Below are 24,790 nucleotides of genomic sequence, written 5' to 3'. Positions count from 1 at the left end.
TAATTGCTCCGTTCTCCGTCCCTGCTGTATGAAGGTCGCATACGTCTTCGCGACAGCCGGACAGACCATCGACTACGTGCTCGGCGACATGATCCTCCCGCAGCTGGAGGCCGGCGCGCACGGCGCCGACGTCGTCGGCATGTTCTTTTTCCACGACAACACGTACGCGCTCCGCGAGGACGACCCGCTCGGACAACGGCTCGCGGACGTTGCGACCGAGCAGGAGATCCTGCTCATGCTCTGTGACCAGTGTGCGACCCGTCGCGGGCTCGCGGAGTACGACCGGACCGACGAGCACGGACGCGACCGCTACGAGCCGACGAACACCGTCGAAGGCGCCACAGTCGGCTGTTTCCCCGACCTCTACGAGGCGCTCGGCGAGGTCGGTGTCGACCACGTCATCACCCTGTAGCTGGCTTGTATTGGGGAGACCTGGACTCTCCCGCACCGTTTTTGACACCGGTTTCGAAGGGCAGCACATGGACGCGTCCACCTTCGTCGGTCCGAGCGGTCGAAGCGTGACGGCGGTCACAGCCGATGAGATGCGGGACATCGACCGCGTTGTCGTCGAAGAGATCGGCCTCGATCTCCGGCGGATGATGGAACACGCCGGTCGCGGGCTCGCAGAGGCCGTTCTCCGTGTCCGATCGAACGGCCGGAGCGACGTTCCTATCTCGGTACTCGCCGGTAACGGGGGTAACGGCGGCGGCGGCCTCGCCTGTGCCCGACACCTCGCGAATAGGGATGTTCCGGTCCGAATCGTTCTCGACCGCGCACCGAGCGAAGTCAGCGGCGTCACCGCGGAACAACTGCGAATACTGGAAGCGATGGACGTAACGATTGAATCGCCCGACTGCGATACGGACACCTACACGGCGCTCGACGATCTCGTCGTCGATTCGCTGATCGGCTACGGACTGACCGGGGCGCCCCGCGGCGCCGCGGCAGAACTGATCGAAACCGTCGACGGCGCGGCGGAAACAATCGTGTCGCTCGACGTTCCCTCCGGCACAAACGCGACGACCGGAGAGGCGCCCGGGGTCGCGGTCGAACCGGACCTCACCGCCACCCTCGCGCTACCGAAGACGGGGCTCGCGACGGTCGGCGGCGATCTCCGGCTCGTCGATCTCTCGATTCCGCAAGTAGTGTACGACCGCCTCGAGATCGAGTACTGTAACCCGTTCGGTGGCGGGTTCGCCGTCCCGCTATCGACGAGGTGACACGAGGAGCGTGCGGTACGAACCTACTCGTCCGCCATCTCGTACGCCAGTCGGTGCGGCATCAGCGCCAGCGTCCGGACGATCGCCGCGAGCGCGACGAAGATCCCGACGAGGACGTGCGCGACGCCGCCGAGCTTCAGCCACAACAGCACGGATGGGAACGAGTGGATCGTCGCGAGCTGCGAATTCAGGGCGGTCTCGCCCGCCCGGTCCGCGCCGCCGCCGGCGAGGCTCCACCCGGTGTGCGTGGCGAAGTACTCCTCCAACAGTGGGTGGAACGCGGTGATCTCCACGAAGAGCGCGAACCCGACCAACAGGTAGCCGACGGCGGCGAACGCAGCCCCGATCTTGAGCATGCGCTTGATCCCGGCCATCGTCGATTCCATCTCGGCGGTCGTGAGCGGCTCCAACGCGGCCGCTTCGGTCTCGGCTGCCATACCCTCCACGACGCGACACCGCATATAAACGCTCGCTGAGGGGCATGTGACCCGGTTACGTTCGTGTGACTTCTTTTCACGGTACTTGACTGTCGACCGGCCACGGACCGACGTTCGACGGGGCGGTTACGTCACGCTCACCGGAGCGTTATACTCTGCGAGCCGGTGGGTACGGTCGTCAATGGCGCCAGTGATCGGCGACGCGAAGCGCGGCACGAGCGGCGACGGACGCACGGGCCTGACGGAGGAGCGACGGGCCCGATGAGCGCCGAGAGCGCACGCGATCCCGAGCGGGTCGCGACGTGGAGCGACCTCGGAGACCGGGAGCCCACCCACGCCCGGGCGGCCGGCGTCGACCTCGTGGTCGTCCGGTACGACGGCGAGGTGTCGGTGCTGTACGGCCGGTGTCTCCACCGGGGCGTGCTCCTCGGCGACGGGCACGTCGAGGGCGAGGACCTCATCTGCGGCGTCCACGGCTGGGACTACCGGTACGACACCGGGATCAGCGAGTACGACAACTCAGAGCGGTTAGAGAAGTTCCCGGCGTGGGTCGAGGCCGACGGCGACGGCGAGGCGGCGGTGTACGTCGACGCGGCGGCGGTCGCCGAGTGGGCCGCCGACCACCCGGAGCCGTACGACCTCCCGGACGACGCCGACGGGGCGGACGACGTGGACGCTGCGGTGAACCCCGAGTTCTACGGCGAACCGGAAGGGGAGACGGAGCCGCACACGCACTACATCCAGAAGCTCGCCCGCGAGGGACCCGAGGGGATCGGCGAGCACGGAAGCGTCTCTGCGATGGGCGTCCCGCGGACGGAACTCCCGAGCTGGGACGACCTCCAGATCCTCACGGCCCAGCTCGACCGGACTCCCCTCGACGACGAGGCGCCGGTCGACTCCGGACTCGTGATCGGCCCGAACGCGAAGAACCCACTCGAACTGGAGATCCCGGTGTTCGTCAGCGACATGAGCTTCGGCGCCCTGAGCGAGGAGGCGAAGGTCGCGATCTCGAAGGGCGCGGACGCGGCCGGGACAGGGGTCTGCTCCGGAGAGGGCGGCATGCTCCCCGAAGAGCAGGCGGTCAACTCGCGGTACTTCTACGAGTACGCCACCGGGAAGTTCGGCTGGGACATCGAGAAGGTCGCGGACGTACAGGCGTTCCATTTCAAGACCGGACAGGGCGCGAAGACCGGTACCGGCGGCCACCTCCCGGGCGAGAAGGTCCAGGGAAAGATCGCGGAGGTTCGGGATCTCGAACCGGGCACCGACGCCGTCAGCCCCGCACGGTTCGACGACTTAGAGACCCCAGACGACTTCGCGGCGATGGCCGACCGCGTCCGCGAGGTCGGCGGCGGCATCCCCGTCGGGTTCAAGCTCTCGGCGCAGCACGTCGAGGACGATATCGACTTCGCCCTGGAGGCGGGGGCGGACTACCTGATACTCGACGGGCGAGGCGGCGGAACGGGCGCGGCGCCGGACGTGTTCAAGAACAACATCTCGGTGCCGACGATCGCGGCGATTCCGCGGGCGCGTCGCCACCTCGACGCGCGCGACGCGGACGACGTGACGCTGATCGCGACCGGGGGGCTCCGCACCGAGTCGGACTTCATCAAGGCGCTGGCGCTCGGCGCCGACGGCGTCGCGGTCGCGAACGCCGCAATGCAGGCGATTGGCTGTCTCGGAATGCGCGCCTGTGACTCGAACAACTGCCCGGTCGGGATCGCGACACAAAAAGAGGGGCTTCGCGACCGGCTCGTGATCGACTCGGCCGCCCAGGGGCTCGCCAATTACTTCGCCGCGACAGTGAAACTAATGAAAGTGATGGCCCGCGCCTGCGGTCACGACGCGCTGACCGAGTTCGGGCGTCGCGACCTGACGACGTGGAAGCGGGACATCGCCGACCTCACCGGCGTCGAGTACGGGGGCGTGGGCGCGGCGGGACAGAGGCGGTGAGCGACGGAACGTCGGCGGTGAACGGTGGGCTCGACAGAGAGCACCTACTCAGCGGAGACCGGCAGCTCAGTCGAGCGAGTCGGGCCGGTGGAACGCGTTGGGGCCGTGGTCGTCTAGCCACGTGAACGCGTACAGTCGTCGCGTCGGTAGTCGTTCGAGTCGACGACCGTCCGCCGCAGCGCCAGTGGTCGGGTCCCACATCGTCCCGTCGCCGGAGACGCCGCTGTCGATCATCTCGAAACGGTGACCGGGGTCCGCGTACCCGTGGATACTGTCATCCGTCGCGAAGGCGACGACGTCCTGCTCGCCGACCGTCGCTCGTGCGACGCCGCCGACCGCTCGGACTCGGGAGAACGCGAAGCCGAGTGCGTCGCCGTCGAATTCGACGCCCAACACGACGGTTTTCGGGTCGAGGTCCGTGGGACCGTCCCACCCCCGAGTGTCGGCCGCGCCTCGATGCGCGGCGAGCCCGAACCCCTCGCCCGCGGCGTACGCCTCGTACGGCGACTCGGCGTAGTCGATCGGGGCGGGCTCGTCGTCGTCGCTCGCCGCCTCGCTCTCTCCGCCCGGCGGGTCGAGGATGACGCCGTCCGGGTACGACTCGCGGAACTCCCGAGCAGAGAGCATTGCCGCCGGGCGGACGGCGAGCGATTCGCCCTCGAACGCGCCGGCGAGACACTCGCCGGTGGACTGTTTCCACTCGCTGCCGGTCTCCCGGTCGTACATCACGAGGTCGTCGTCCGCAAGCTTCCCGGACACGCCGAACTCGAGCGTCCGCCCCGCGTGACTCCGGTCGTACACGACCGCGCTTCCGCAGAGCGGACACCACGTGACGGCGATCGGATCGCCGCCGTCGCCGCTGTCGAGGGCGTCGTTGACGATCTCGTGGAACTGGAGGTACCGCACCGGATACGCTCGCGGCGGATCTGCGTCGGTCACGGCGATGACCGCGTCGTCGGCGTCTCCGTCGTACGCTCCGCTGAACCGAGGCTCGTCGACGCTCGGGATCGCGTCTCGGGGGAGGACTCGTCGGACGTTCACGTCGGCGACTGGCGTTCGTCTAATATAATTCGGTCGTCCGCGGATTGGGTCCGCCGCCGCACAGCGCCGCGCTGTTTATTCGATTGGCCCTGGACAGGCAGGTATGAAACGCGTCCGCGTCGACGACGTGGAGAACTCGCTCCAGCCGGCCGCGGTGATGCGACCGCTCACCGACGCGCTCGGGCTGACGGACATGGCCGTGAACTACTACGAGCTCGACCCGGGCGACAGCTTCGCATTCGCGTACCACAGCCACGAAGTCCAAGAGGAGGCGTTCTACGTTGTTTCTGGCACCGCGACATTCGAGACCGAGGAGGGTCCGGTCGAGGTGGGCGAAAACGAGGTCGTGCGGTTCGACCGCGGCGAACTCCAACGCGGCTGGAACCGGGGCGAAGAGCCGGTCCGCGCACTCGCGCTCGGCGCTCCGTTGGAGTACGGCGAGATGCCGCGGCTCCGGTACTGTCCCGACTGCGACGCCGATCGGGACAGCGAGTTCGACCGCGTCACCGAACCGGGCGACGGCGAGGCGACGGGCCGCGAGGCCGTCGTCACCCGGTGCGCCGAGTGCGGGACCGAGACGGGGCGCTGGTACCGCGGATCGATGGACGGAGAGGTGCCGTGAGTCGATGACGCGGCAACGTCTTCCGGACTCTGTCGAGAGGTTCCTCGCCGCGAACCGGGAGGCGCTCGTCTCCTCCGCGGAGACGCTCCTAAGCCACGACACCGCCAATCCGCCGGGCCACACCGCGGCGCCGGTCTCGTGGATCGGGTCGCGGCTGGAGGCGGCCGGCGTCGAGCCAGAGCTGATCGCGGTAGACCCGGAGAAGCCAAACCTCGTCGCGACGCTGCCCGGCACCGCCGAGCGGACGCTGTGTTTCGTCGGCCACCTCGACACGGTCCCGTTCGACGAGACGGAGTGGTCGCGTGACCCGCTCGGCGAGCGCGACGGCGACCGACTCTACGGACGGGGCGCGACGGATATGAAAGGCGCCGTCGCCGCCATGGTTCATGTTGCGCTCGCGTACGCGGAGTCCGACTCGGCGCCGCCGGTCGACCTACGGTTTGCGTTCGTGAGCGACGAGGAGACCGGCGGCGACGCCGGCCTGCCGAGCGTCAGAGAGGCGATCGAGTTCGCACCCGATGCCTGCGTCATTGGGGAGACCACCTCGCGGGACAGCCGCTGCGCGGTGTCGATCGCGGACCGCGGCGCCATCTGGCTGACGTTAGAGGCGACCGGGGAGGCCGCACACGGCTCGCGGCCGATGCTCGGTATCAACGCTATCGACCGACTGACGGCCGCGATCGACCGGCTCAAACGAGAGTTCGGAACCCGAGAGCTGGATGTCGACCCAGAGATGGAGCCCATCGTCGAAGAGTCGGTCGGCTTCCACGAGGAGGAGCTAAACGCCGAGACCGTCCGCGATCTGTTCCGGTATCCGACGGTCAACCTCGGCGTGATCGAGGGCGGGAGCGCGGTTAACGCCGTCCCGGTGTCGGCGCGCGCAGAGATCGACATCCGACTGACCGCGACCGTCGAGACTCGCGACGCGCTCGGATCGATCCGGCGCTGTCTCGGTGGAATCGAGGGGATCTCAATCGCGGACGTCTCGTGGAGTCGCGGGAGCTACGAGCCAGTCGACTCGCCGCTGGTCGAAGCGAGTACGGCTGCGGCGGAGTCGGTCGTCGAGGGGCAGGTCTACCGGCGAAGCGCCACCGGCGGCGGCGACGCGAAGGATCTGCGCCACGACGGGATTCCGACCGTGGAGTTCGGCTTCGGAACGGACACCGCCCACGCGGTCGATGAATACACAACGGTTGACGCGCTTAACCGGAATGCCGAGGCGTACGCGCGGCTCGTCGGTGAGTTCGCGGCTCGGCTCGACGGCGGAGCCGTCGGGTCCGACGACCGCTGAATTCGGTCAGTCCCCGCCGTACGTGTGGAAGTCGACCGCCTGCTCGAGTAGCTCGTCCGGGATGCCGGGGACCTCCTCGTCGCGGACGGGACCCGCCTCCCGCAGCGCCTCGTGCGTTCGCGGGAACTCCCTGAGCGCGAAGTGGATCGAGATGCCAGCCTTCGCGCCGTCGGCAAGCGCGATCGGGAGCTGGTTGTGGCCCGGCGTCACGTCGCCGACAGCGTAGACGCCGTCGACCGATGTCTCGCCGTGATCGCCGACGTCGACGGTCCCGTCGTCGTTGAGATCGCAGCCGAGCTCGCGAGCCAGTCCGTTGTTGTACTCGGAGCCGTACATCGCGAACCCGCCCTTGTACTCCCGGGTCGTCCCGTCCTCGAACTCCAACGCCTTCAGCCAGCCGTCCTCGCCGTTCTGTACGCCGGAGACATCCGAACGGACCACGTCGATCGGGTGGTTCTCCAGCATCTCCGCTGTGTCGTCGCTCCACTCTGGGTCATGGCCCCGCGTGAGGATGTCGACGTCGTCGGTGAAATTGAGCATGATCCCGGCCACGTGAGCGGTGCTCTCGGCGTGCCCCATCACGTACACCGGTTTGTCGACGAACATGTGGGCGTCGCAGTGCAGGCAGTAGTGGAGCCCTCGTCCCGTCCGCGGCAGCGGCGGATCGGGGCGCACGTCGTTGAAGCCCGTCGCGAGGACGACCGCGTCAGTCTCGTACACCGCACTGTTGCCCTCCAGCGCGATGCGGTCGTCGTCGCTCGTGCGATTACACGACGCGATCACGTCGCGGTGGAGGTCGCAGCCGTACTCCTCTAGCTGCTCTTTTCCGACACCGAGTAGCTCGTTCCCGCTCGTTTCCTCTCGCGTGCCGATCAGGTTGTGGACCTCCTGCATCATTGCTGCGCGACCGCCGCCGCGGTCAACTAAAGCGGTCCGGTGACCTAATCGGGTGCTGTACAATGCCGCGGTCTGGCCGGCGGGACCTCCGCCGACGATGACCACGTCGTACGACTCCGTCGGTAGCTCCTCAGACATATGACACCCGTCTCGCGCGAGGAGCAAAAACGTGCGTTGTTGCCGAACCGCACAGACGCCGACTATTTATAATCGGTCCACGCACTCTCCCGTTTGGTCGTCCGCCCCGCTAGTCCCGGTACGCGCAGTGGAAGCCGGCGGCGTGCCGGTAGAACGCCGGTATCACTGTTCCGCGTAGGTCGGCGTCGGGCTCGTCCGCAAACTCCACCTCTGCCCAGACGCGGGCGTCGTCTATCGCGGCCGCGACGTGCGGCGGGAGTTCGTATGCGCCAGTCGCAGTGAGGTATGCCCGCGTGAACGCGTCCGCGAGGCGGTCGAGGAACCGATCCGTCGGCTCGAACGCGTCCCGGTTGTCGGCGACCAGTCGGTAGTAGGTGCGCCGGATCAGTTCTGACCCGTCATCGATTCCGTGGTCGTCGAATGACCCCGTCGTCGTACAGTCGTTTGTCCCGTCGTCTCTGTTCGTGTGGTCTATGCTCTCGTCCATACGAATGAAGACGTGCGGTTACTATAAGTAACCATAACGGGCGTGTGCCTCCGTCGCACACGCGAGCCGATCTCATCCACGAAGCGTGTCACACACCGCTGGAAAGCCGTCGTCCCGGCCGTAATCCCGTGATAGATACGAGAAACTCGCTCGCACCGAGAACAACGTCGGCGAGCCGTCGCAGTTCATTGCCTCCCGGTCGAGAGAACCCCTGTGAGAGCGTGGGACCCTGTCAAGAATTGCTAACTTTTGTGAAGGAACCGTCCCGAGCCTGAACAATGAGGCTTCGTGGCCGTAAGGTCTCGTTCTGGCTCCTGCTCCTGCTGTTCGGTGAGCTGACGGTTCGCGCGCTTGTCGGTGGCACAGCTCTACTGATAGTACCTTCTGGCGAACTTGTGGGGTTGCTGGGCCGCTCGACAACGCGCCGATCGAGAACTTCCTCCTTCCCAGTCTCGCGTTATTTTTGTTGTTCGGTGTAGTGTCGTCGATCGTCTGTTACGGGCTCTACACGCGGCGACGGTGGGCGCGGCCGGGAGCGATAGTCGTCGCGCTGGCGCTTCTCGTTTGGGTGGCCGTCGGGTTCTCCCGGCCGACAGTCTACCTGAACGTCGCGACTGCGGTCGGCGTCCTGGGAGTTGCTCTGTCCTCGGCGGTTCGTGCCGATCTGCGGAACGAGAGCGCGTAGGCCCTCCCGATCACTCTACTGCCGTCCGGCAGGAGCGGTCCGATACTCTCCCGCCCTCACTCCAACGCGGCCCGGATCTTGTCGGCGCCTGTGACGCCGACAAACCGCTCGACCTCCTCGCCGTCGCGGTAGACCGCGACCGTGGGGATCGACCGGACGCCCGCCTCCGCGGCAAGCCCGTTGTGTTCGTCGGTGTCGACGCCGAGAACCGGCGCGTCGATCGTGCCGGACAGCTCCTCGAGGATAGGCGTCTGCTGCTTACAGGGGCCACACCAGTCAGCGAAGTAGTCGACGACGACCTGGTCGTTTTCCGCGATCGCCTCGTTGAATGATTCGGTACTTTCCACGTCGATGATTCCGCCGACCGATGCGTCGTCGCCGGAAGCCGCGTCTGATGACATACTCGAACGGAGGGCTCGAAACGGCATATTCCTTCCCAAACCGCGGGGTAAGCGGGTTACCCTCGGCTCACCGCGAGCCGAGCTCGTATTGTATGCCGAATGGTAACGTGGATACATTTTCGCATCGCACTTATTCGCTCATCCGCCGTCTTTCGGCCATGCCAGTCGAGTCAAACGCGCCATCGGTACCGAGCGACAAGGACGCGATCCTCAGCGCGCCGCGCGAGGAGGGTGCGAACGTGCTGCTGACCGCGAACCGATATGACAATCCCGATCGCGGCCGTCACGGGGCGATCATCGAGGAGACCTCGGCGTTCCGGTCGGACATCGAACTGTTCTACGACCTCCACGCGCTCGCGTGGAACGCCGACGAGGGGCACACGCTGGACGCTCGCGACGACGCCATCGAGAGTGACGTCTCGTACGCGTCGAGCAAAGTCCCCGAGATCACTCTCGAGAATCGCTTCGACGAGGAGGGATCGACCGGGACGCTCACGCAGCGGGTGGTCGCGAGCGTCGACACCTGCGGCCTGCTGATCGAGATCGATGCCGAGTTCGAAACGGTCGCGGAGCGGACGTTCTACACCGTCGCCGACCTCGGGATCCACGGCCACGACCACGAGGATCCCAACGCGGTTCAAGAAGCGTTCGTTATGGAGCGCGACGGCGCCGAGCTAGTGGTCGCCACCGATGGAGACCGATGGCTGGCACTCGCACAGGGGCGCGACGGCGACCGCGGGTTCGACGGGCGCCGGATCGGTCACACCGGCGTCACGGAGGGACCCGACCGGAGCGCGTGGGCAGATATTTACAGCGGCAACGACGGCTTCGTCGACGACACCGAGCGCGGCGTGGGGAATCTCGACGTGGGCGTCGGGCAGTACGTCGGCGAGACCGACGCAGCGTCCTGGCTCACGGCAGTCGGGTTCGGCTACGGCGAGGACGCTGCGGTCGAGCATGCCCTCCGGCTCCTCGACCGCGGGTACGAGTCGGAGCGGGAGTCCTTCGCGACGGCATGGGAGGAGTGGCACGAGACGGTGTCGGACGGCCCGACTGACGACCCCGCGGTCAACGAGCTGTACGAGCGATCGCTGACAGCGATGAAATGCGCACAGGACGGCTGCTGCGGCGTCATCGCCGGCGCGTTCAAACCGAGCGACATGACGTACAAATTCATTTGGCCGCGCGATCAGGTTATCATCACGCAGGCGCTGATCGCGGCCGGGGCCGAGCACGAGGCGCGGCTCGCGCTCCGGTGGTTCGACGAGAACCAGATCACCGGTGACGTCGTCGACGACCGAGGGATCGACCGACACGGGACGTGGTGGCAGAACTACTACGTCACCGGCGAGGCTCACTGGCGGGCACTTCAACTCGACCAAATCGGCGGTCCAATATACGCCCACTGGCTCGTCTGGCAGGAGACGGGCGACGACGATCTGCTTGACGCACACTACGAGATGTCTCGCCGCGCAGCCGAGTTCCTCCTCTCGTACGACAACGGGTATGGCTTCCCAAAGAAGCACCAGGACCCGTGGGAGGAGATCTGGGGCCACAGCACGGAGGGCACCGCGGCGGCGATCGCTGGACTCCGTTCGATGGGTGAACTCGCTGACGCACACGGTGACGAGGGGTTCGCCGAGGAGTGTCGCGAGCGGGCGGCGGTGTGGGCCAATAATTTCGAAAAATACTGTTTCAAATCCACGCCGTACGGCGACGCTTTCGTCACGGCCGACAGCCCTGAAACGCCGTCTGACCCGTCGGCTGACGCTCGGCCTGACGCGGCGGCGTTCATGACCGTCTGGCCGTGGAACGTCGTCGATTCAGACAGCGATTCCGTCGCCGCGACACTCGCCGCCGCTGACGACGAGGCGTGGGTCGCGGGCGATTCCCCCTGCCTCGGGCGGTATCCCGGCGACCGCTACACGCCGACTGGCACCGTCGAAGACGGTGGCTGGCCGCTTTGTGAAGCATACGCCGACGCCGCTCGCTGGCTCGGCGGGAGGGATCCGGACGCAGTCGCCGACCACGTGTTTGAGGACGCCCACGAGTGGACGACTACCGCCGGGCTCCTGCCCGAGCGCGTGGACGGGACCGGGCAAGTGAGGTGGAACTCGAACCTCCAGTGGAGTCAGGCGACGTACCTGCTCCTTGTTGAGAACCACGTCCGCAACAAGGCTTTTGGACTGGCACCTGATGGTGGAACTGATTAAGTGATAGAAGGCTTCGGAGTGCTCCGGGGAAACGGAGCGCTATTCCGGTCCGACAGCGTCTAGCGCAGCAGACTTCCATTTATTAACCGCGTGGGTGACAGGATCCTCTGACATTTCGTCATCGACGTAGTACTGGTAGACGTGGCCGCCCTCATCGAGCAGGCGCCGGCCCCGGGTCACGAGACCAGTCTCGCGGAGCCGTTTCAGCGACCGGTTCACATTGCTGCGGTCGGGGTCGAGGTGATCGCTAAGCTCACTGGCTGTTGCTCCAGTAATCTCCACGACGGCGTCATACGTGCGAACGTCCTGTACTCCGAGGCCGAACACCGTTTGGAGCACCTCTTCGCGTGTGGGTTTTTTTACTGAAATTTCGGTCTCGTCGGCTTCTGCTGCCCGGCGCGCAATTCCGCGCTCAGCTTGGTTGTCGGGTGAAATATCTGATGACAAGTCAGTTCGACTACTCATCATTTGCCACCTCCTCGCCTGAGCGATCCGGAAGACGCGGGCCGGTCGGCTTCCGCATTTCATCGACCTCACCATTAAATAAATATTCTCGGCCCCACCTGAGCATTGGATCGAGAACCGATTCTAATTCTTTACCTCGAGGAGTTAATGTGTACTTGACTCGGACTGGCTTTTCGCTCACCACCTTCCGATCGACAAGTCCCTCGGCCTCGAGCGTCGAGAGACTATCCGAGAGCATCTTGTTCGACACGTCGTCGATGGCCGCGCTGAGTTCACTGAACGTGTGCTCCCCATTCAGCAACTGCGTGAGAATAACTGGATGCCATTTGTGACCCAGGACATCTGCGACCTCAATGAGGACGCGCTGCGTGCGTTCGTGTGAGCTGTCGAGTCGGGACAGCGGGATCTGCTCAGTGCTCATATAGGGAGAGTCACGCGCCACCAATATGATCACCCACGCTACGTGTCTCGGGGGAGGCATACCGAGACACATAGGTGGTCGGTCAACATTATATAAAACTCATTCATCGTCGACGTACGATGAGACCAGCACGTGCTCCGCCGCACGGAGGTGCTGATGGAGCGTCGATGAGGCGATATCGAGGCTCTCGGCGATTTCCTCAGCAGTGTGGTCGCGGGGCCAATCGTAGTATCCTTTCTCGTAGGCGGTCTCCAGCACCGACCGCTGCCTGTCGGTGAGGCCCGCCGCACTGTCGGGCGGGATCGGGAGGTCCGCCCCGCGGGTCGGAGTTTGGCGCTTGGCGACCAGTTCGACATTGTCCCAGTACTCTGAGAGCGCGTCAACCACGCGTGTGACATCCTCGTCGCTTGGGACTTCGGCAATCAGCCTCGTCTCGCCGTTGCTTGCGTGGAGTGACACCAGGCCGAATCCGGCCTCGGCGAGAAGCCCCGGCGGTGCGCCCGCTACCGTGACTTCGACGAGACACGTCTCGCCGCGACACTCAACGAGTCGGCACTCGCGAATTTCAGGATATTTATTGAGGAAGGCCTGAATCTCGTCGAAGTCTCCGTGCGTAATTCGTGTCTCGTACGCGTGCGTATCGTCGCCATCGACGACGCTTCCTAAATGGTCACAGCGGCAGCCGAACGCGGCGGACAGGTCGGCCAGCGGGCTCGCAAACGAGAATTCTAATTCAACAGCGTCGCTCTCGATCAATGTATTTCGGCGCCGGTCGGCGATGATGGCGAATCCGAGTGTCTCCCCGAGCAATTCGAGCCCGCTTTGTGCCGTCTCGGAGAATCCGCTCTCTTCGGTCCCAGCCACGGCGAGCACGCCAAACCGCTGTCGGCCACAGGCCACAGGGACTGCTGCGGCGATGGACTCCATGTCGTCGTTTGGCGCAGTCTCGTTTGCGGACTCAAATCGTCGCCGCTGGACGACTGCGGCGTCCTTTTCGCTGGCTTGTCGGACTAGTTGGCGCGCGAACGGTGACGTGAGCAATGACTCCGCGTTGGTTTCGCTGAACGAATCCGTCGCGACTGAGCTGGAGTCGATCGTTACGGCATCGGCGTCGTCTCCCGTCTCGACGGTCGCGATCCACGCTGCTTCGTACAGCGACGATTTGGCGAGATCCTCACAAATAGACTGTTTGACCGCTGCTCCGCTGGTCACCCGTAATACTGAACGAATCACTTCAGTGACGAGAGAATTGAACCGGTCCGCAGCGGTTAGCTCCTCGCGACGTCGCTCCAATTGATTCTGGCGAGACCGGAGCCGCTCATCGCGCTCGGCGCGGGTCAATGCCGAGCGGACGACGCCGGCAAACAGTTCGATCAGCTGGACATCTCCATCCGTCAACGGCTCCTCGCGGTCAAAGACACTCAAAACCCCGAACTCGCCAAGCGGTACATGGGCCTCGGCCCGACACGGGTCGTCGGTGTACGCGTCGTCCGCCCTCGACTCGTTTCGGACCGTCTCCTTGCTTCTGTACGCCGCACCGGCGTTCGACGATTTGAGGTCGTAGGCCACCGCCTGTTTAACGAGCGCCGCGGCTGCGTCCGATGTTGCGGTCCGCACCAGCTCGTTGGTGTCGGGGTCGTACAGCCGCACGCACGCGACCTCGTGCCCTAGCGCGTCAACGACAGTCCGGATTGCGGTTCGGCTCACGTCGTCGCGATCGGCAGCGGCGAGGAGTTCGCCGCTTGCCTCAGTCACCCCAGTAAGTCGCCGCTCTCGACGGCGCTCTGTGCTCACGTCGCGGGCGACACAGACGAACTCGCCGTCTTCAAGACTCGTCACCGACGCGCGGACTGGCAGATCGTCGCCGTTCGTTCGGGAGGCCGTCAGTTCGCCGCGCCACTCCCCTGAATCGACGACGGTCGGTCGACAATCGAGTTCGAACCGATCCGGGGCCGCGTACAACTCATCCCAGCACCTACCGACGATAGCGTCCGGATTATTGTACCCGAACAGCGAGGCATAGGCAGCATTCGCGTGGACGACAACGCCGTCCGCATCGAGTACGGCGATCCCATCATCCGCCGCGGCCATCGCTGCCGATCGGCGGCGTAGTTCTCGTTCCTGTTCCGTCCGTGTAGATGCGTCCCGCACGATCGCGAGTATCCGGTCAGCCCCACCGAACTGGACGGCCGTCGCAGTGACGTCGACGGGAACAATATCGCCGTCTCGGGTATGGCACGACAGTTCTGCGGTGAACCCGCTTCCCCTATCGTTGACGCGCTTGACGAACGATTCAAAAACATCGTAATCATGCGGGTGGATATCCGGTGGGCCGAGCGAGAGGAGGTGGTCTCGGTCGTACCCGAGCAACTCGCATGCCTGGTCGTTACACCGTAGGATACGATTCGCCTCTGTATCGATGACGAGTACCGCGTCAGGGGTGTGCTCGAACAGCTGTTCAAAAACTGCTGACTCCGGGTCATCACCCGTTACGGAACCGGATTCGGGCGCGTCGCTCATGCCGACTGGTCAAGCGGAGAATATTTATTGATCATTCGGCGTGCCACTCAGTTGCTCCGTTCGGCGCGCATACTTAAGAAACCAACCGCGAAATAATAAATTGGACCGTCGGGGTCAAGCCCCGAAGCACTCGGTCTGCTCCGTTTGTAGACCGATTCGCCCCCGACCGCGCGGCAGTCAAGACATTGTGAGCAGCTCGTAGCCGTCGGCGACGAGGGCCGCGATGTCCGGACCGTGCTCTTCGCCGGCCGTGCCGAGAAGCGGGATTTCGTTCGTTTGACAGCCCGTCGTCGCGTCGAAGGCGGCCGCACAGTACGCACAGGCGGCGATCTCAACGTCTCCAGCCACCACCCTGTCGAGCCCGTCGCGGAGCGGATGATCGGTCCGGGTCGCAAGCTCTTCCGGCCATCTAGTCGCCGCCCCGTCAAGAAACACCCGCACGTCGTGGCCACCGTCGGCGAGCCGAAGGGCGTACTCCACCCCGTTGAGCGCGCTCCCGGTCCGGTCCGGGCCCGCGCTGAGCAACACCGCGTACTTTCCCATACAGATTAGCTGAGAGTATTTATATAAACGCTATCGGGGAGCTGGGTTATGTTGTTACGTTGCGGTTACGGTGTGGGGAATCAACCGGACCTGTGAATTCGAGAGCGACGCCGCATCAGTCGTCGGCAACTGACGCCGAGCTGTCGGATTCTCCTCCGACCTCTGCCGGCTCCGTGCGGTCACGGGTCCGGAATGTCGCAAGCGACTCGCGAAGGCGTGTCGTGCGCTCGGCGAGTCCCTCGACTTTTTCGGAGACACGGTCCGAGGAAACAGCTTGTTCCTCAGCGGCAGCTGCGACCGACGAAGCGTTTGTCGAGGTCTGCTGACTGATTTCGGCGACATCGTCGACTGAGGTCGTTACGTCATTGACCGCGCGGGCCTGCTCATCCATCGCGTCAGAAATCTCCTTGACACCGTCATCTGCCTCTGTGATGCGAGCGTCGATATCGGCGAGTGCGGCCTCCGCAGCTTCCACCGTGTCTACACCCGCATCGATCCGCTCGCGGATCGCCGCCATCTCCGTCACGCTCTCGTCGGTTCGCTCTTCGAGTTCCGCGATGAGCGACTCGACCTCTGCGGCGGCCTCGCTCGTCTCTTCGGCCAGGCTCTTGACTTCATCCGCAACAACGCCGAATCCGGAGCCTGCCTCGCCGGCCCGTGCTGCCTCGATCGAGGCGTTCAGCGCCAATAGATTCGTTTGATCAGCAATCTCGGTGATCGTGTCGACAATGATGCCGATCCGCTCCATGCCGTCTTCGAGTTGGCTGACGGCCTCCGTCGCAGACCGGGACCGCTCTTCGACGGCATGGAGTTCCTCGACAGCACGTCGCGTCGCCGACCGACCCTCGTCGCTGAGTTCGGTCGCTCGTTCAGACGTCGCCGCGACTTGTTCGGCCGAAACGGCAACCTCCTCCGTCGTCGAGGACATCGTCTCCATTTCGCCGGCGATTTCGACGAGCCGGTCGTTCTGTTTCTCCGCGCCGGCTGAAATCTCGTCTATCGACCCGCTCGTTTCCTGGGCGGCCGCGGCGACCTCTTCTGCGCTCGTCGTCATCGCGTCACTTGCGTCGGCCACCTGGTCGGCGAAGCGACGCACGTCGGAGACCGTGGTCTCCAGTTCCGACAGCGCCTCGTTGAACGCGTCTGCGATCTCGTGGAGCGCTTCCGGATCGTCGCCCTCGACCGAGAGCCGAACGGTAAGGTCGCCATCTGCGGCCTCTCCCATCGTTCCCGCAAAAGCCTCAGCGCGCGTCTCGAGCGTGTCGGCAAATCTTTCTGTCTCACGTTTGGCTTCACGGGCGCGCTTCCGCTCTGCCTCCACGTCCTCGATGCGACCCTTGAGCGCGGTCCGCATCGCGTCGAACGACTCGTATAGCCGGCCGATCTCGTCGTCTGTCTTCGGTTCCAGATCGACATCGAGATCGCCGTTTTCTAGTGCTTCAGCCCGTCGGCCGAGTTCGTCGAGTTCGCGGATCGTCGGCCGTGCGAGGCCCATTCCGACGGCCCCGAGGCCGACGATGGCGACGCCGATAATCAAGAGGATATTTCGCGTCACGGCGGCGTGTGCGGCCGGGTCGACTACCCCGGCCGTCTGTCGGATAGTAAAGAGGCCTGTTACCGCAATCACAGCGATGACAAAGGCAATTGAGAGGCCGAACTTGACGAGTCGGTTCTGTTCCACCACGGCGGGGACAAGTCGACTTCGAACCATTTCGCGGCGGTTTTGATCGGACGTCACGCTCTCCACCTCCAGCGGCGGTCAAGCGAGACGCAGACAGTGATCTGTCGCGAGTCCATGTGGATGGCTGTGACAGTCTCCGATTTAATTCGTCGGTGCCGATTATCACGCACGGGTCTCATGGGTAACGGCGACGTAACGGCGTTTCTCACGGCTCACGTCGGGGGTCGCCTCGGGATCGGTTGATACCCTCCGTCTGCCCGAGTCGAATGCCCTCGCGGCGAGAGTTTATGCGTCGCAACCGACGAAAGAGAATCGCATGATTGTGTTACACGCAGTCTTTCCGCTCGATCCCGAGAAGCGCGACGAGGCGCTCGAACTGATCGCCGACCTCGCGGAGAAATCCCGCGCCGAGCCGGGGATGATCGATTACCGGCCGGCGACGGACGTGGACGACCCGAATGTAGTCCGGTTCTTCGAGCAGTACGAGGACGAGGCCGCCTTCGAGGCGCACTCACAGACCGACCACTTTCAGGAGTTCGAGGCGGCGCTGCCCGACCTGCTCGCGGGCGAGCCGGAGGTCACCCGGTTCGAAGTCGATTCGGCGGCAGAGATGGACCTCTAAACGAAGGCTCCCAGTCAGCCGCCATCAAACCGAATTACTGCTCCGCCGAAGGGTTCGTCCGCTCGTCAATCTCGTTCGCCTGACTGATCGCGTCGATTACATCCCTCGCGATGTGGTCAAGATCGTCCGCGTACGCTTGTGTCGTCTCGCTCACCTCGTCGACGTTTTCCGAGGTTCGAACTGCGCTGTCAGCGATTCCGTCGAGATCGTCGACCGCGTCTGTGATCGATTCTGCCGCAGTGTCCGTACGCGTGTCGACAGTTTCGATCTGGTCTATCGTCTCGTCCGCGGTTGAGCGCACCTCCTCGACGGTCGCTTCTATTTCAGTCGCACGCTCTTGTGCCTGTTCGGCGAGGTCTTTGACTTCGTCTGCGACGACGGCAAAGCCCGAGCCTGCCTCGCCCACACGCGCGGCCTCGATCGAGGCATTCAACGCGAGCATGTTCGTCTGGTCGGCGATCTCGTTCAGCATCGCGACGATGTCGTCGATCTCGGTGACTGTCTCGCGGAGCAACTCCAGTTTCTCCTCGGCCGCGGCGGCTGCGGCCTTGGCTTCGTCGACATCAGCGTTTGCCTCACGGGCCGACCCTCGGGCCGTCTCCGCGAGCGAGGCCGTATCGGAACTTGACTCGTTCGCCTCCGCGGCACCCCGAGACAGCGACTCGATCGCGTCGCTCGACTCGCTCAGTTCCGTCCCGATCTCCGAGAGGAGCTTCGCGTGCTCGGCTGTGAGCGTCGAGAGCGGCGTCTTTCCCTCCGGATCGGCCGCTCCGTCCGATCCGTCACGCCCGTTTCGATTGTGTGATTGTCGACTCATGAGTGTGCTCCCGCTGAGGCGGTTGCCATACACTCCCGCGGGGGCTATTTAATCGTGGTCCACATATTATCAAATGCGATGTCTGACCACGAGCATGACCACGACGACGGCGATATCCACGCGTGTGACTGCGGCGCGACGTTCGACACGCTCGACGAACTGAAAGACCACGCGAAAAAGAATCACCCTGACGCCTACGAGGAGAACTTCGGGGACGAAGCGTAGACTCAGAGGTCAGATCGAATCATGAGCGGAGACGCCACCTGTCCGACCTGCGGGGACGAGACGGAAAGCAGGCTCGCCATCATCGAGCCCTCGGAATTAAAAAAAGAGCGCGAGTACTGCCTCACCTGTGAAACGTTTGTCGACGATGACGCTCGGAAGCCGGAATAAATCGCGGTTCAGGCGGTGTCGCGGTGTAATGTGAAATTGTAGGCCAGAGACGAGAGCAGGTATCGTTTCATATCTGTAACCATCGAATAACTGTCGCGAGTGATTCGTATCTCTTGAGATTGTGAAATATTATATTATTCGGGGACAAACACGTCTCAGAGAGACGTGATAGGGTTTAGTTCGCAGCGAAGGGTGCGGTGGATCCCGGCCGTCCGCAACAGACACCAAACTCTCAGGCAGGGGTGGCTGATACATGAGTAACGAATCGACGGACGAGGGTGACATCGAGACGGGGGAAACCCACGAAATCCGGTCGTCGGTCGAGGAGCGGTACCGAAAGGTCTTCGAACACAACAACGACGCCATCATGATCGTCAACTTTGAGACCGAGTCGTTTGTCGACGTCAACCCGCGGGCGTGCGAGTTGCTGGGATACTCCCGCGAAGAGCTCCTGTCAATGGAGCCCGAAGACATCCATCCTGACGACATCGCCCGGGTTCGCGAGGAGTTTATTTCGCAGGTCAAAACGGAAGGAACCGGCTTCACCGACGACCTGACTTGCCTGACGAAGGACGGAGACGAGGTCCCGACGGAAATATCCGGAGCGGCGCTGGAGCCGGCAGACGGAGCCGATGCCGCGGCGGATGCCGAACCGAAGCAGATGGTCGCGATGCTCCGGGACGTGTCCGATCGCGTCCGGAACCGCCGGCAATTAGAAGAGAAGGTCGAACGGCTCGACCGGTTCGCCGGTATCGTCTCACACGATCTCCAGAACCCCCTTTCAATCATTCAAGGGCACGCGGAACTCGCCCGACAAACCGGCGATGTCAAGCATTTCGACGCGATCGAGGACGCCGCCGATCGCATGGAAGAGATGCTGTCGGAACTCCTCCAGCTCACCCGGGAGGGAGACTTGGTTCACGAGCGGACCGAGGTCGATCTGGCGGCGATCGCGGAGACCGTCTGGACTGACTGCGATATGGCGCCGGCGACACTCGAGATTGAGTCCTCGACGACGTTCCAAGCGGACCGAGACCGGCTTTACGAGCTTTTTGTGAACTTCTTTGAGAACGCCCGCGATCACGGAGGATCGTCGGTGACGGTCCGAGTCGGGGTGCTGGAAGGACCGGAACAGAACGGTTTCTACGTCGAAGACGACGGGGCGGGCATTCCGGCGGAAGACAGGGACGACATCTTTGAGTGGGGTCATACGACTACGGGAGACGGGACCGGATTCGGGCTCGCGATCGTCGCCGAAATCGCTGAGGCCCACGGCTGGGAAATCGGAGTCGGAGAGTCCGCGAACGGTGGAACCCGGTTCGAGGTCACCGGAATCGACTCTTGACCGCGTGAACCCACATATATTTGCCGCGAGCGGATGATGCGGTCGAACACCCGCCGCGGTTTTAATCTCTCTCGGAGCGGCTGACGAACTCATGGCCGAACGCTCGTCTCCAGACGGTTCGAGAGGCAACGTGACGTGGCACAGGGCGCTCGGTCCGGACGAACTCCCCGAGGGGCGGGTGAAGCCGGTAACCTGCGGCGACACGACAGTCGCGATGACTCACCAAGACGGCGAGTATGGGGCGCTCGACAATCGCTGTCCCCACCAAGGCGGACCGCTCGGCGAGGGATCTATCGAAACCGGGCTGCTCCGCTGTCCGTGGCACGGCTGGGACTTCGACCCGCTGACGGGGGAAACACCCGGATCCCACGACGACTGCGTCGAGACGTTCCCGGTCGAAGTGCGCGAGGACGGGATCTACGTTGGATTCCCCGACGAGGAGCCGCACGAGCGGACGGTGTCGGATGTGATCGCCGAGACGCTGGTCAACTGGGGGGTCCGGCAGGTGTGGGGGATCGTCGGGCACTCGAATCTCGGGCTCGCCGACGCGCTCCGCCGCGAAGCGGCCGGGGGAAACCTCGCTTATTACGGCGTCCGCCACGAGGGGGCCGCCGCGTTCGCCGCCTCTGCGTACGGGAAGCTCACCGGCCGTCCGGCGGCGTGCTTCTCCATCGCCGGCCCCGGTGCGACGAACATGCTCACCGGACTGTGGGACGCGAACGTCGACCGTTCGCCGACGATCGCGCTCACCGGACAGGTCGAGTCGCAGGTGCTCGGCACAGGGAACTTCCAGGAAGTCGATCTGGAGGCGGCCTACGGCGACGTTGCTGAGTTCGAGGCGACCGTCCTCCCCGACAGCGACCACGCCGAACTCGCGACTCGGGCGGCCAAGACTGCGATCCTCGAACGCGGTGTCTCACACCTCGTCTTTCCCGACGAAATCCAGACCCAGTCGGCCGAGGGCGTCGATCCCGGGGACCCGGAGGGACGTATTACAGACCGCGACATCACACCCCCGGAGAGCGCCCTCAAGGATGCGGTAGAACTACTGGAAACTGCCGAGCGGCCGGTGATCGTCGTCGGGCACGGTGCCCGCTTCGAGATGGACGGAATTGTGGACCTCGCCGAGCGGTTCGACTGCCCGGTGCTGACGACGTTCAAGGCGAAAGGGCAGATTCCCGACTCGCACCCGCTCGCGGGGGGCGTACTCGGCCGGAGCGGGACCCCGATTGCGAGCCACTTCATGAACGAGGCGGACCTGCTGGCCGTCTTCGGCGCGAGCTTCTCGAATCACACCGGGATTGCCGAGTACAAGCCGACGATCCACGTCGATTACGACGCGATGACGCTCGGGAAATTCCACGGCATCGACGTGCCGGTGTGGGGCGAGATCGGCGTCACCGTTGACGAGCTCGAGGAACGACTTGGGGACGACCTCGCGGCGGAAAACCAGCGCGAGGAGCTCGCCGACCGCTGGGAAATTTGGCGCGAAGAGAAGGCGACACGGCGGGAGCAGACGCCCGAGCGCGGCGTCAATTACGCCACTGCCTTCGAGGCGATGACCCGACTCGTTCCCGACGACGCGATCATCCCCGTCGACGTGGGGAACAACACCTACGCGTTCGGCCGGTACTTCGAGCCGGAACACCAGTCTGTACTCATGTCGGGGTACCTCGGTTCCATCGGATTCGCGTTCCCGGCGGCGCTGGGCGCGTGGGCAGCCACCCAAGAGCCGGAGTCGGAGTTCGCCGGTCGCAAGGTGGTCTCGGTATCCAGCGACGGTGGCTTCGGCCAGTACATGAGTGAGTTCACGACCGCGGTGAAGTACGACATGGACGTTACCCACGTCCTGTTGAACGACGACGAACTCGGGAAGATCAGCAAAGAGCAGCGGACCGGGGGCTGGGACGTCTGGCAGACCGACCTCGTCAACCCTGAGTTCGCTGCGTTCGCAGAAAATTGTGGGGGCCTCGGTCTCTTCGTCGACGACCCCGCCGACCTCAACGACGCACTCGAAAAGGCGATCGCCCATGACGGTCCCGCGCTCGTCGAAATCCTCACCGATGCCGATCCGGTGTGAACGCCAGTCTCGATGCGTAGCTGCGGTCTCCGAGACGCCTATATTCAATAAATCCACCGCTCGCGTGTCCAGCCGGTGACCGGACGCGATACGTATTAATTTTTATTGAGAGACTATCGGACATGGGAACTGACACTGCTCGGGAGAGACCCACCCCGAACCGCGACACCGCTGTCCCCGATTCTTACGCGATCTACGTCGACGATCGAGGCGTCGATGTCTGGCAGTATCGCGTCGACCTCGAGGAACCGGGCGGCGCTTGGCGGTTCGTCGAAACGCACGACGCCGAGAGCGACCTCCGAGTGTCGCTCGACCTCGCCACGCTGACGCCCCCGTCCGAGAGCGGGTACTGGGTGTACAGCAGGACCTACGACTGCGAAACCGATTGTAAATAGCGCGCGGCCGGGTCGCTCACGCCTCTATTTCGAGCGAGTAAATCCGCTTTCGGGCGTCGGCGAACGAGATTCGCGACGAAACGACCTCGGCCTCTTCGAGCTGATCGAGCGCGTACCGAACGGTCCGCGGGGGGAGAAGCGTCGACTCGGCGAGCGCCGACTGCGTGCTCTCGCCCTCGTAGTCGAGGGTCTTCGCCACCAGCTTCGCGCTGGGCGAGAGGTCGGCAAGGGCGTCCGGCGCCGACTGCGCCGAGAGCGTGAATTCGTCCGGCATTCCGTGCGGAGGTAGCGCACGAGCCGTCTTAACCACCGAGCGATCGTGTGGTCCGTCCGCACGATCGGTCGCCGCCGGGAGTCACTCGGTCGCGGCGGCCCACTCCAAGAGCGGTTCGAGCCGCGTCCGGAGTTCGTCGCCCTCCTCGGTGAGCGCGTACTCGACGCGGGGCGGGATCTCGTCGTACTGCGTTCGGGTGATCAGATCCGCCTCCTCGAACTCGTCGAGCCGCTTCGAGATGGTCGAAGTGCTGGCGCCGGGGAGGTGATCCTCGATCTCGGCGAACCGGAGCGACTCGTGCGCTCCGACGATGCTTATCAGTTGTATCGCGTACTTCCGACTCAACACGGTAATGACGCCGGTCAGCGGACAGTAGCACGTTCCGTCGACGTCGCACGCGGGCGGTGATGGTGTCGTATCTGCCATAGCTTTGGAGCCTCGGAGTTACTCTATAGCTTCGGACTTCACAGTTTAAACACTTCGTATTCTAAACCAAGATCAAATGGACGACGCAAACTCCTATGATCTGGTCATCCTCGGCGGCGGGGCGGCCGCGTTCGCCGCCGTCACCGAGGCGGACCGCCGCGGGCTGTCGACGGCGATGGTGAACGCGGGCCTCCCGATCGGCGGGACCTGCGTGAACGTCGGTTGCGTCCCCAGCAAACGGCTGCTGGCGGTCGCGGAGAGCGCCTTCGCGCCCCGCGACAATCCTTTCGACGCGGTCCGGTACGGCGACGGCGAGCCGAACGTCGACTGGGCGGCCGCGCTGGACGGCACCGACGAACTCGTCGACCGGTTCCGCCGGGAGAACTACGTCGACGTCGCCGAGCAGTTCGAGACCGACGTCTACGAGGGTTACGGCCAGCTGACCGACGACACGACTATCGAGGTCGTCGACGGTCCCGACGAAGGGGCCCGAATCACCGGAGAGAAGGCGCTCGTCGCGACCGGAAGCTCACCTCGGGCGCCGCCTATCGACGGCCTCGGCGCGGTCGACTACTGTACGAGCGAGACCATCTTGGAGGAGCACGACCTCCCGGAGCGGCTCGTGATGATCGGGGGCGGTTACATCGCGCTCGAATGGGGGCAGATCCTCCACCGCGTCGGCGTCGACGTGACGGTTCTCCAGCGCTCCGACCGCGTCCTCTCCGGAATGGAAGGCCAGCTCGGGCGAGAAGTGAAACGTGCCTTCGAGGAGGAGGGAGTCGAGGTCGTCACCGGCACCGACTTCGAGCGCGTCCGCGGCCCGGCGACCGACGGCGGGACCGACGCCGGCCCCGAGGCGACGGGGTCGGGCGTCGCCGTCGAGGTGACCGTCGACGGCGCCGAGCGCACCGTCACCGGCGACGCGCTGTTCGTAGCGACCGGCGTTCGGCCGAACAGCGAGGGGATCGGCCTCGGAACCGTGGGAATCGAAACGAACGACGACGGGACGATCCACGTCGACACCCATTTCCGGACGACGAACCCCGATATCTACGCCGCCGGCGACGTGATCGGCGAGCCCGAACTGGAGACGGCCGCCGCCAAGGAGGGCAATCACGCCGTAAAGAACGCCTTCGGCAACGAGGGCGTCAGTATCGACTACGACGCGGTCCCGTCGGTCGTGTTCACCAGCCCCGAGGTCGCCTCGGTGGGGACGACTGAACTGGAGTACACTGAGGAACACGGGACCTGTTCGTGCCGGACGGTTCAGATGGGGGATGTACCACGGGCAAAAGCCGTCAAGGACACGGATGGTCTCGTTCAAGTCGTCAAGCACCACGAGACCGACGAGATCGTCGGCGTCCACATGGTCGGCCCCCGTGCCGCCGACATGATCATGGAAGCGACGCTGGCGGTGAAGTTC

At 64.4% G+C, this 24,790-nt stretch carries 26 protein-coding genes; 13 read left to right on the top strand and 13 right to left on the bottom strand.

Annotated elements, in window-relative coordinates; translation table 11 throughout:
• Window positions 1-28: 28 nt before the first annotated feature.
• Entirely contained in the window at window positions 29-412 is a 384-nt protein-coding gene (locus EXE44_RS11715; RefSeq protein ID WP_137717284.1) for a SaoD/DsrE family protein, read from the top strand.
• Window positions 387-1,220: an NAD(P)H-hydrate epimerase gene (locus EXE44_RS11710; protein ID WP_241991827.1), complete on the top strand. Its 834-nt coding sequence runs from the start codon at window positions 387-389 to the stop codon at window positions 1,218-1,220. Before EXE44_RS11715 ends, EXE44_RS11710 begins: the two co-directional genes overlap by 26 nt.
• A 23-nt stretch (window positions 1,221-1,243) precedes the next feature.
• Here EXE44_RS11710 and EXE44_RS11705 read toward each other — a convergent pair whose 3' ends face one another.
• Complete coding sequence (locus EXE44_RS11705) at window positions 1,244-1,657, bottom strand: hypothetical protein (RefSeq protein WP_137717282.1); 414 nt, start codon at window positions 1,655-1,657, stop codon at window positions 1,244-1,246.
• A gap of 261 nt (window positions 1,658-1,918) precedes the next feature.
• Between EXE44_RS11705 and EXE44_RS11700 the strand changes: the two genes are divergently transcribed.
• Window positions 1,919-3,610 (top strand): glutamate synthase-related protein, encoded by a 1,692-nt coding sequence (locus EXE44_RS11700; RefSeq protein WP_137717281.1) that lies wholly within the window; start codon window positions 1,919-1,921, stop codon window positions 3,608-3,610.
• Between the two features lie 66 nt (window positions 3,611-3,676).
• Here EXE44_RS11700 and EXE44_RS11695 read toward each other — a convergent pair whose 3' ends face one another.
• Entirely contained in the window at window positions 3,677-4,651 is a 975-nt protein-coding gene (locus EXE44_RS11695; RefSeq protein ID WP_137717280.1) for a DUF3179 domain-containing protein, read from the bottom strand.
• A gap of 103 nt (window positions 4,652-4,754) precedes the next feature.
• Between EXE44_RS11695 and EXE44_RS11690 the strand changes: the two genes are divergently transcribed.
• Together EXE44_RS11690 and EXE44_RS11685 are read left to right on the top strand one after the other, a co-directional pair.
• Window positions 4,755-5,273, top strand: a complete 519-nt coding sequence (locus EXE44_RS11690; protein WP_137717279.1) for a cupin domain-containing protein — start codon at window positions 4,755-4,757, stop codon at window positions 5,271-5,273.
• A 4-nt stretch (window positions 5,274-5,277) separates the two neighbouring features.
• Window positions 5,278-6,564 carry a M20 family metallopeptidase gene (locus tag EXE44_RS11685; protein ID WP_137717278.1) on the top strand — a complete coding sequence of 429 codons (1,287 nt, stop codon included), beginning with the start codon at window positions 5,278-5,280 and terminating at the stop codon, window positions 6,562-6,564.
• 6 nt (window positions 6,565-6,570) lie between these two features.
• On the opposite strand, the gene EXE44_RS11680 is transcribed toward EXE44_RS11685, so the two are convergent.
• Both EXE44_RS11680 and EXE44_RS11675 read right to left on the bottom strand, forming a co-directional pair.
• Window positions 6,571-7,599 carry an NAD(P)/FAD-dependent oxidoreductase gene (locus EXE44_RS11680; RefSeq protein ID WP_137717277.1) on the bottom strand — a complete coding sequence of 343 codons (1,029 nt, stop codon included), beginning with the start codon at window positions 7,597-7,599 and terminating at the stop codon, window positions 6,571-6,573.
• A 109-nt stretch (window positions 7,600-7,708) separates the two neighbouring features.
• Complete coding sequence (locus tag EXE44_RS11675) at window positions 7,709-8,086, bottom strand: hypothetical protein (protein WP_137717276.1); 378 nt, start codon at window positions 8,084-8,086, stop codon at window positions 7,709-7,711.
• Window positions 8,087-8,564: 478 nt separating this feature from the next.
• On the opposite strand from EXE44_RS11675, the gene EXE44_RS11670 reads away from it, so the two are divergent.
• On the top strand, window positions 8,565-8,771 hold the full coding sequence (locus EXE44_RS11670) for a hypothetical protein (protein ID WP_137717275.1): 207 nt from the start codon (window positions 8,565-8,567) through the stop codon (window positions 8,769-8,771).
• Between the two features lie 56 nt (window positions 8,772-8,827).
• Here EXE44_RS11670 and EXE44_RS11665 read toward each other — a convergent pair whose 3' ends face one another.
• A complete protein-coding gene (locus tag EXE44_RS11665; protein WP_241991826.1) occupies window positions 8,828-9,172 on the bottom strand; it encodes a co-chaperone YbbN in 345 nt (114 codons plus the stop codon).
• 158 nt (window positions 9,173-9,330) lie between these two features.
• Between EXE44_RS11665 and EXE44_RS11660 the strand changes: the two genes are divergently transcribed.
• Entirely contained in the window at window positions 9,331-11,385 is a 2,055-nt protein-coding gene (locus tag EXE44_RS11660; RefSeq protein ID WP_137717274.1) for a glycoside hydrolase family 15 protein, read from the top strand.
• A 39-nt stretch (window positions 11,386-11,424) separates the two neighbouring features.
• Here the strand turns inward: EXE44_RS11660 and EXE44_RS11655 are convergent, their stop codons facing one another.
• The 5 genes from EXE44_RS11655 to EXE44_RS11635 form a co-directional block, all read right to left on the bottom strand.
• The gene (locus tag EXE44_RS11655) at window positions 11,425-11,850 is read right to left on the bottom strand and encodes a helix-turn-helix domain-containing protein (RefSeq protein WP_137717273.1); all 426 of its coding nucleotides are present in this window, start codon (window positions 11,848-11,850) and stop codon (window positions 11,425-11,427) included.
• Entirely contained in the window at window positions 11,843-12,271 is a 429-nt protein-coding gene (locus EXE44_RS11650) for a helix-turn-helix domain-containing protein (protein ID WP_137717272.1), read from the bottom strand. The genes EXE44_RS11655 and EXE44_RS11650 overlap by 8 nt, the downstream gene beginning before the upstream one ends.
• A 99-nt stretch (window positions 12,272-12,370) precedes the next feature.
• Entirely contained in the window at window positions 12,371-14,791 is a 2,421-nt protein-coding gene (locus EXE44_RS11645; protein ID WP_137717271.1) for a PAS domain S-box protein, read from the bottom strand.
• A 177-nt stretch (window positions 14,792-14,968) separates the two neighbouring features.
• Window positions 14,969-15,334, bottom strand: a complete 366-nt coding sequence (locus EXE44_RS11640) for a DsrE family protein (RefSeq protein WP_137717270.1) — start codon at window positions 15,332-15,334, stop codon at window positions 14,969-14,971.
• Between the two features lie 115 nt (window positions 15,335-15,449).
• Window positions 15,450-17,018, bottom strand: a complete 1,569-nt coding sequence (locus EXE44_RS11635; protein ID WP_235681779.1) for a methyl-accepting chemotaxis protein — start codon at window positions 17,016-17,018, stop codon at window positions 15,450-15,452.
• A gap of 313 nt (window positions 17,019-17,331) precedes the next feature.
• On the opposite strand from EXE44_RS11635, the gene EXE44_RS11630 reads away from it, so the two are divergent.
• Window positions 17,332-17,637: a putative quinol monooxygenase gene (locus tag EXE44_RS11630; RefSeq protein ID WP_137717269.1), complete on the top strand. Its 306-nt coding sequence runs from the start codon at window positions 17,332-17,334 to the stop codon at window positions 17,635-17,637.
• Window positions 17,638-17,671: 34 nt separating this feature from the next.
• On the opposite strand, the gene EXE44_RS11625 is transcribed toward EXE44_RS11630, so the two are convergent.
• On the bottom strand, window positions 17,672-18,454 hold the full coding sequence (locus EXE44_RS11625; protein ID WP_241991825.1) for a methyl-accepting chemotaxis protein: 783 nt from the start codon (window positions 18,452-18,454) through the stop codon (window positions 17,672-17,674).
• A 78-nt stretch (window positions 18,455-18,532) separates the two neighbouring features.
• Between EXE44_RS11625 and EXE44_RS20235 the strand changes: the two genes are divergently transcribed.
• The 4 genes from EXE44_RS20235 to EXE44_RS11610 all read left to right on the top strand — a co-directional run bounded on the left by EXE44_RS20235 (window position 18,533) and on the right by EXE44_RS11610 (window position 22,667).
• Window positions 18,533-18,679 (top strand): hypothetical protein, encoded by a 147-nt coding sequence (locus EXE44_RS20235; RefSeq protein ID WP_158293456.1) that lies wholly within the window; start codon window positions 18,533-18,535, stop codon window positions 18,677-18,679.
• Window positions 18,680-19,100: 421 nt separating this feature from the next.
• Window positions 19,101-20,192 (top strand): PAS domain-containing sensor histidine kinase, encoded by a 1,092-nt coding sequence (locus EXE44_RS11620; RefSeq protein ID WP_137717268.1) that lies wholly within the window; start codon window positions 19,101-19,103, stop codon window positions 20,190-20,192.
• 91 nt (window positions 20,193-20,283) lie between these two features.
• Entirely contained in the window at window positions 20,284-22,272 is a 1,989-nt protein-coding gene (locus EXE44_RS11615) for a thiamine pyrophosphate-binding protein (protein WP_137717267.1), read from the top strand.
• 122 nt (window positions 22,273-22,394) lie between these two features.
• On the top strand, window positions 22,395-22,667 hold the full coding sequence (locus EXE44_RS11610; RefSeq protein ID WP_137717266.1) for a hypothetical protein: 273 nt from the start codon (window positions 22,395-22,397) through the stop codon (window positions 22,665-22,667).
• Between the two features lie 16 nt (window positions 22,668-22,683).
• Here the strand turns inward: EXE44_RS11610 and EXE44_RS11605 are convergent, their stop codons facing one another.
• Complete coding sequence (locus EXE44_RS11605) at window positions 22,684-22,941, bottom strand: helix-turn-helix domain-containing protein (RefSeq protein ID WP_094552827.1); 258 nt, start codon at window positions 22,939-22,941, stop codon at window positions 22,684-22,686.
• 81 nt (window positions 22,942-23,022) lie between these two features.
• Complete coding sequence (locus EXE44_RS11600; protein WP_137717265.1) at window positions 23,023-23,367, bottom strand: helix-turn-helix domain-containing protein; 345 nt, start codon at window positions 23,365-23,367, stop codon at window positions 23,023-23,025.
• Between the two features lie 76 nt (window positions 23,368-23,443).
• Here EXE44_RS11600 and EXE44_RS11595 point away from each other — a divergent pair.
• A partial coding sequence (locus EXE44_RS11595; protein ID WP_137717264.1) for an NAD(P)/FAD-dependent oxidoreductase occupies window positions 23,444-24,790 on the top strand: 1,347 nt, incomplete at its 3' end.

It is taken from the genome of Halorubrum sp. SS7 (assembly GCF_005435055.1).
Taxonomy (GTDB): Archaea; Halobacteriota; Halobacteria; order Halobacteriales; family Haloferacaceae; genus Halorubrum; species Halorubrum salinarum.
Note: the sequence above shows the minus strand (reverse complement) of the source record. Positions and strands in the feature narration are given on the sequence as shown.

Bases quoted from the DNA above. Each gene is read 5' to 3' on its own strand.
- EXE44_RS11715 (WP_137717284.1), top strand. From the start codon at position 29: ATGAAGGTCGCATACGTCTTCGCGACAGCCGGACAGACCATCGACTAC.
- EXE44_RS11705 (WP_137717282.1), bottom strand. From the start codon at position 1,657: ATGGCAGCCGAGACCGAAGCGGCCGCGTTGGAGCCGCTCACGACCGCC.
- EXE44_RS11700 (WP_137717281.1), top strand. From the start codon at position 1,919: ATGAGCGCCGAGAGCGCACGCGATCCCGAGCGGGTCGCGACGTGGAGC.
- EXE44_RS11690 (WP_137717279.1), top strand. From the start codon at position 4,755: ATGAAACGCGTCCGCGTCGACGACGTGGAGAACTCGCTCCAGCCGGCC.
- EXE44_RS11685 (WP_137717278.1), top strand. From the start codon at position 5,278: ATGACGCGGCAACGTCTTCCGGACTCTGTCGAGAGGTTCCTCGCCGCG.
- EXE44_RS11680 (WP_137717277.1), bottom strand. From the start codon at position 7,599: ATGTCTGAGGAGCTACCGACGGAGTCGTACGACGTGGTCATCGTCGGC.
- EXE44_RS11675 (WP_137717276.1), bottom strand. From the start codon at position 8,086: ATGGACGAGAGCATAGACCACACGAACAGAGACGACGGGACAAACGAC.
- EXE44_RS11665 (WP_241991826.1), bottom strand. From the start codon at position 9,172: ATGTCATCAGACGCGGCTTCCGGCGACGACGCATCGGTCGGCGGAATC.
- EXE44_RS11660 (WP_137717274.1), top strand. From the start codon at position 9,331: ATGCCAGTCGAGTCAAACGCGCCATCGGTACCGAGCGACAAGGACGCG.
- EXE44_RS11655 (WP_137717273.1), bottom strand. From the start codon at position 11,850: ATGAGTAGTCGAACTGACTTGTCATCAGATATTTCACCCGACAACCAA.
- EXE44_RS11650 (WP_137717272.1), bottom strand. From the start codon at position 12,271: ATGAGCACTGAGCAGATCCCGCTGTCCCGACTCGACAGCTCACACGAA.
- EXE44_RS11645 (WP_137717271.1), bottom strand. From the start codon at position 14,791: ATGAGCGACGCGCCCGAATCCGGTTCCGTAACGGGTGATGACCCGGAG.
- EXE44_RS11640 (WP_137717270.1), bottom strand. From the start codon at position 15,334: ATGGGAAAGTACGCGGTGTTGCTCAGCGCGGGCCCGGACCGGACCGGG.
- EXE44_RS11630 (WP_137717269.1), top strand. From the start codon at position 17,332: ATGATTGTGTTACACGCAGTCTTTCCGCTCGATCCCGAGAAGCGCGAC.
- EXE44_RS11625 (WP_241991825.1), bottom strand. From the start codon at position 18,454: ATGAGTCGACAATCACACAATCGAAACGGGCGTGACGGATCGGACGGA.
- EXE44_RS20235 (WP_158293456.1), top strand. From the start codon at position 18,533: ATGTCTGACCACGAGCATGACCACGACGACGGCGATATCCACGCGTGT.
- EXE44_RS11620 (WP_137717268.1), top strand. From the start codon at position 19,101: ATGAGTAACGAATCGACGGACGAGGGTGACATCGAGACGGGGGAAACC.
- EXE44_RS11615 (WP_137717267.1), top strand. From the start codon at position 20,284: ATGGCCGAACGCTCGTCTCCAGACGGTTCGAGAGGCAACGTGACGTGG.
- EXE44_RS11610 (WP_137717266.1), top strand. From the start codon at position 22,395: ATGGGAACTGACACTGCTCGGGAGAGACCCACCCCGAACCGCGACACC.
- EXE44_RS11605 (WP_094552827.1), bottom strand. From the start codon at position 22,941: ATGCCGGACGAATTCACGCTCTCGGCGCAGTCGGCGCCGGACGCCCTT.
- EXE44_RS11600 (WP_137717265.1), bottom strand. From the start codon at position 23,367: ATGGCAGATACGACACCATCACCGCCCGCGTGCGACGTCGACGGAACG.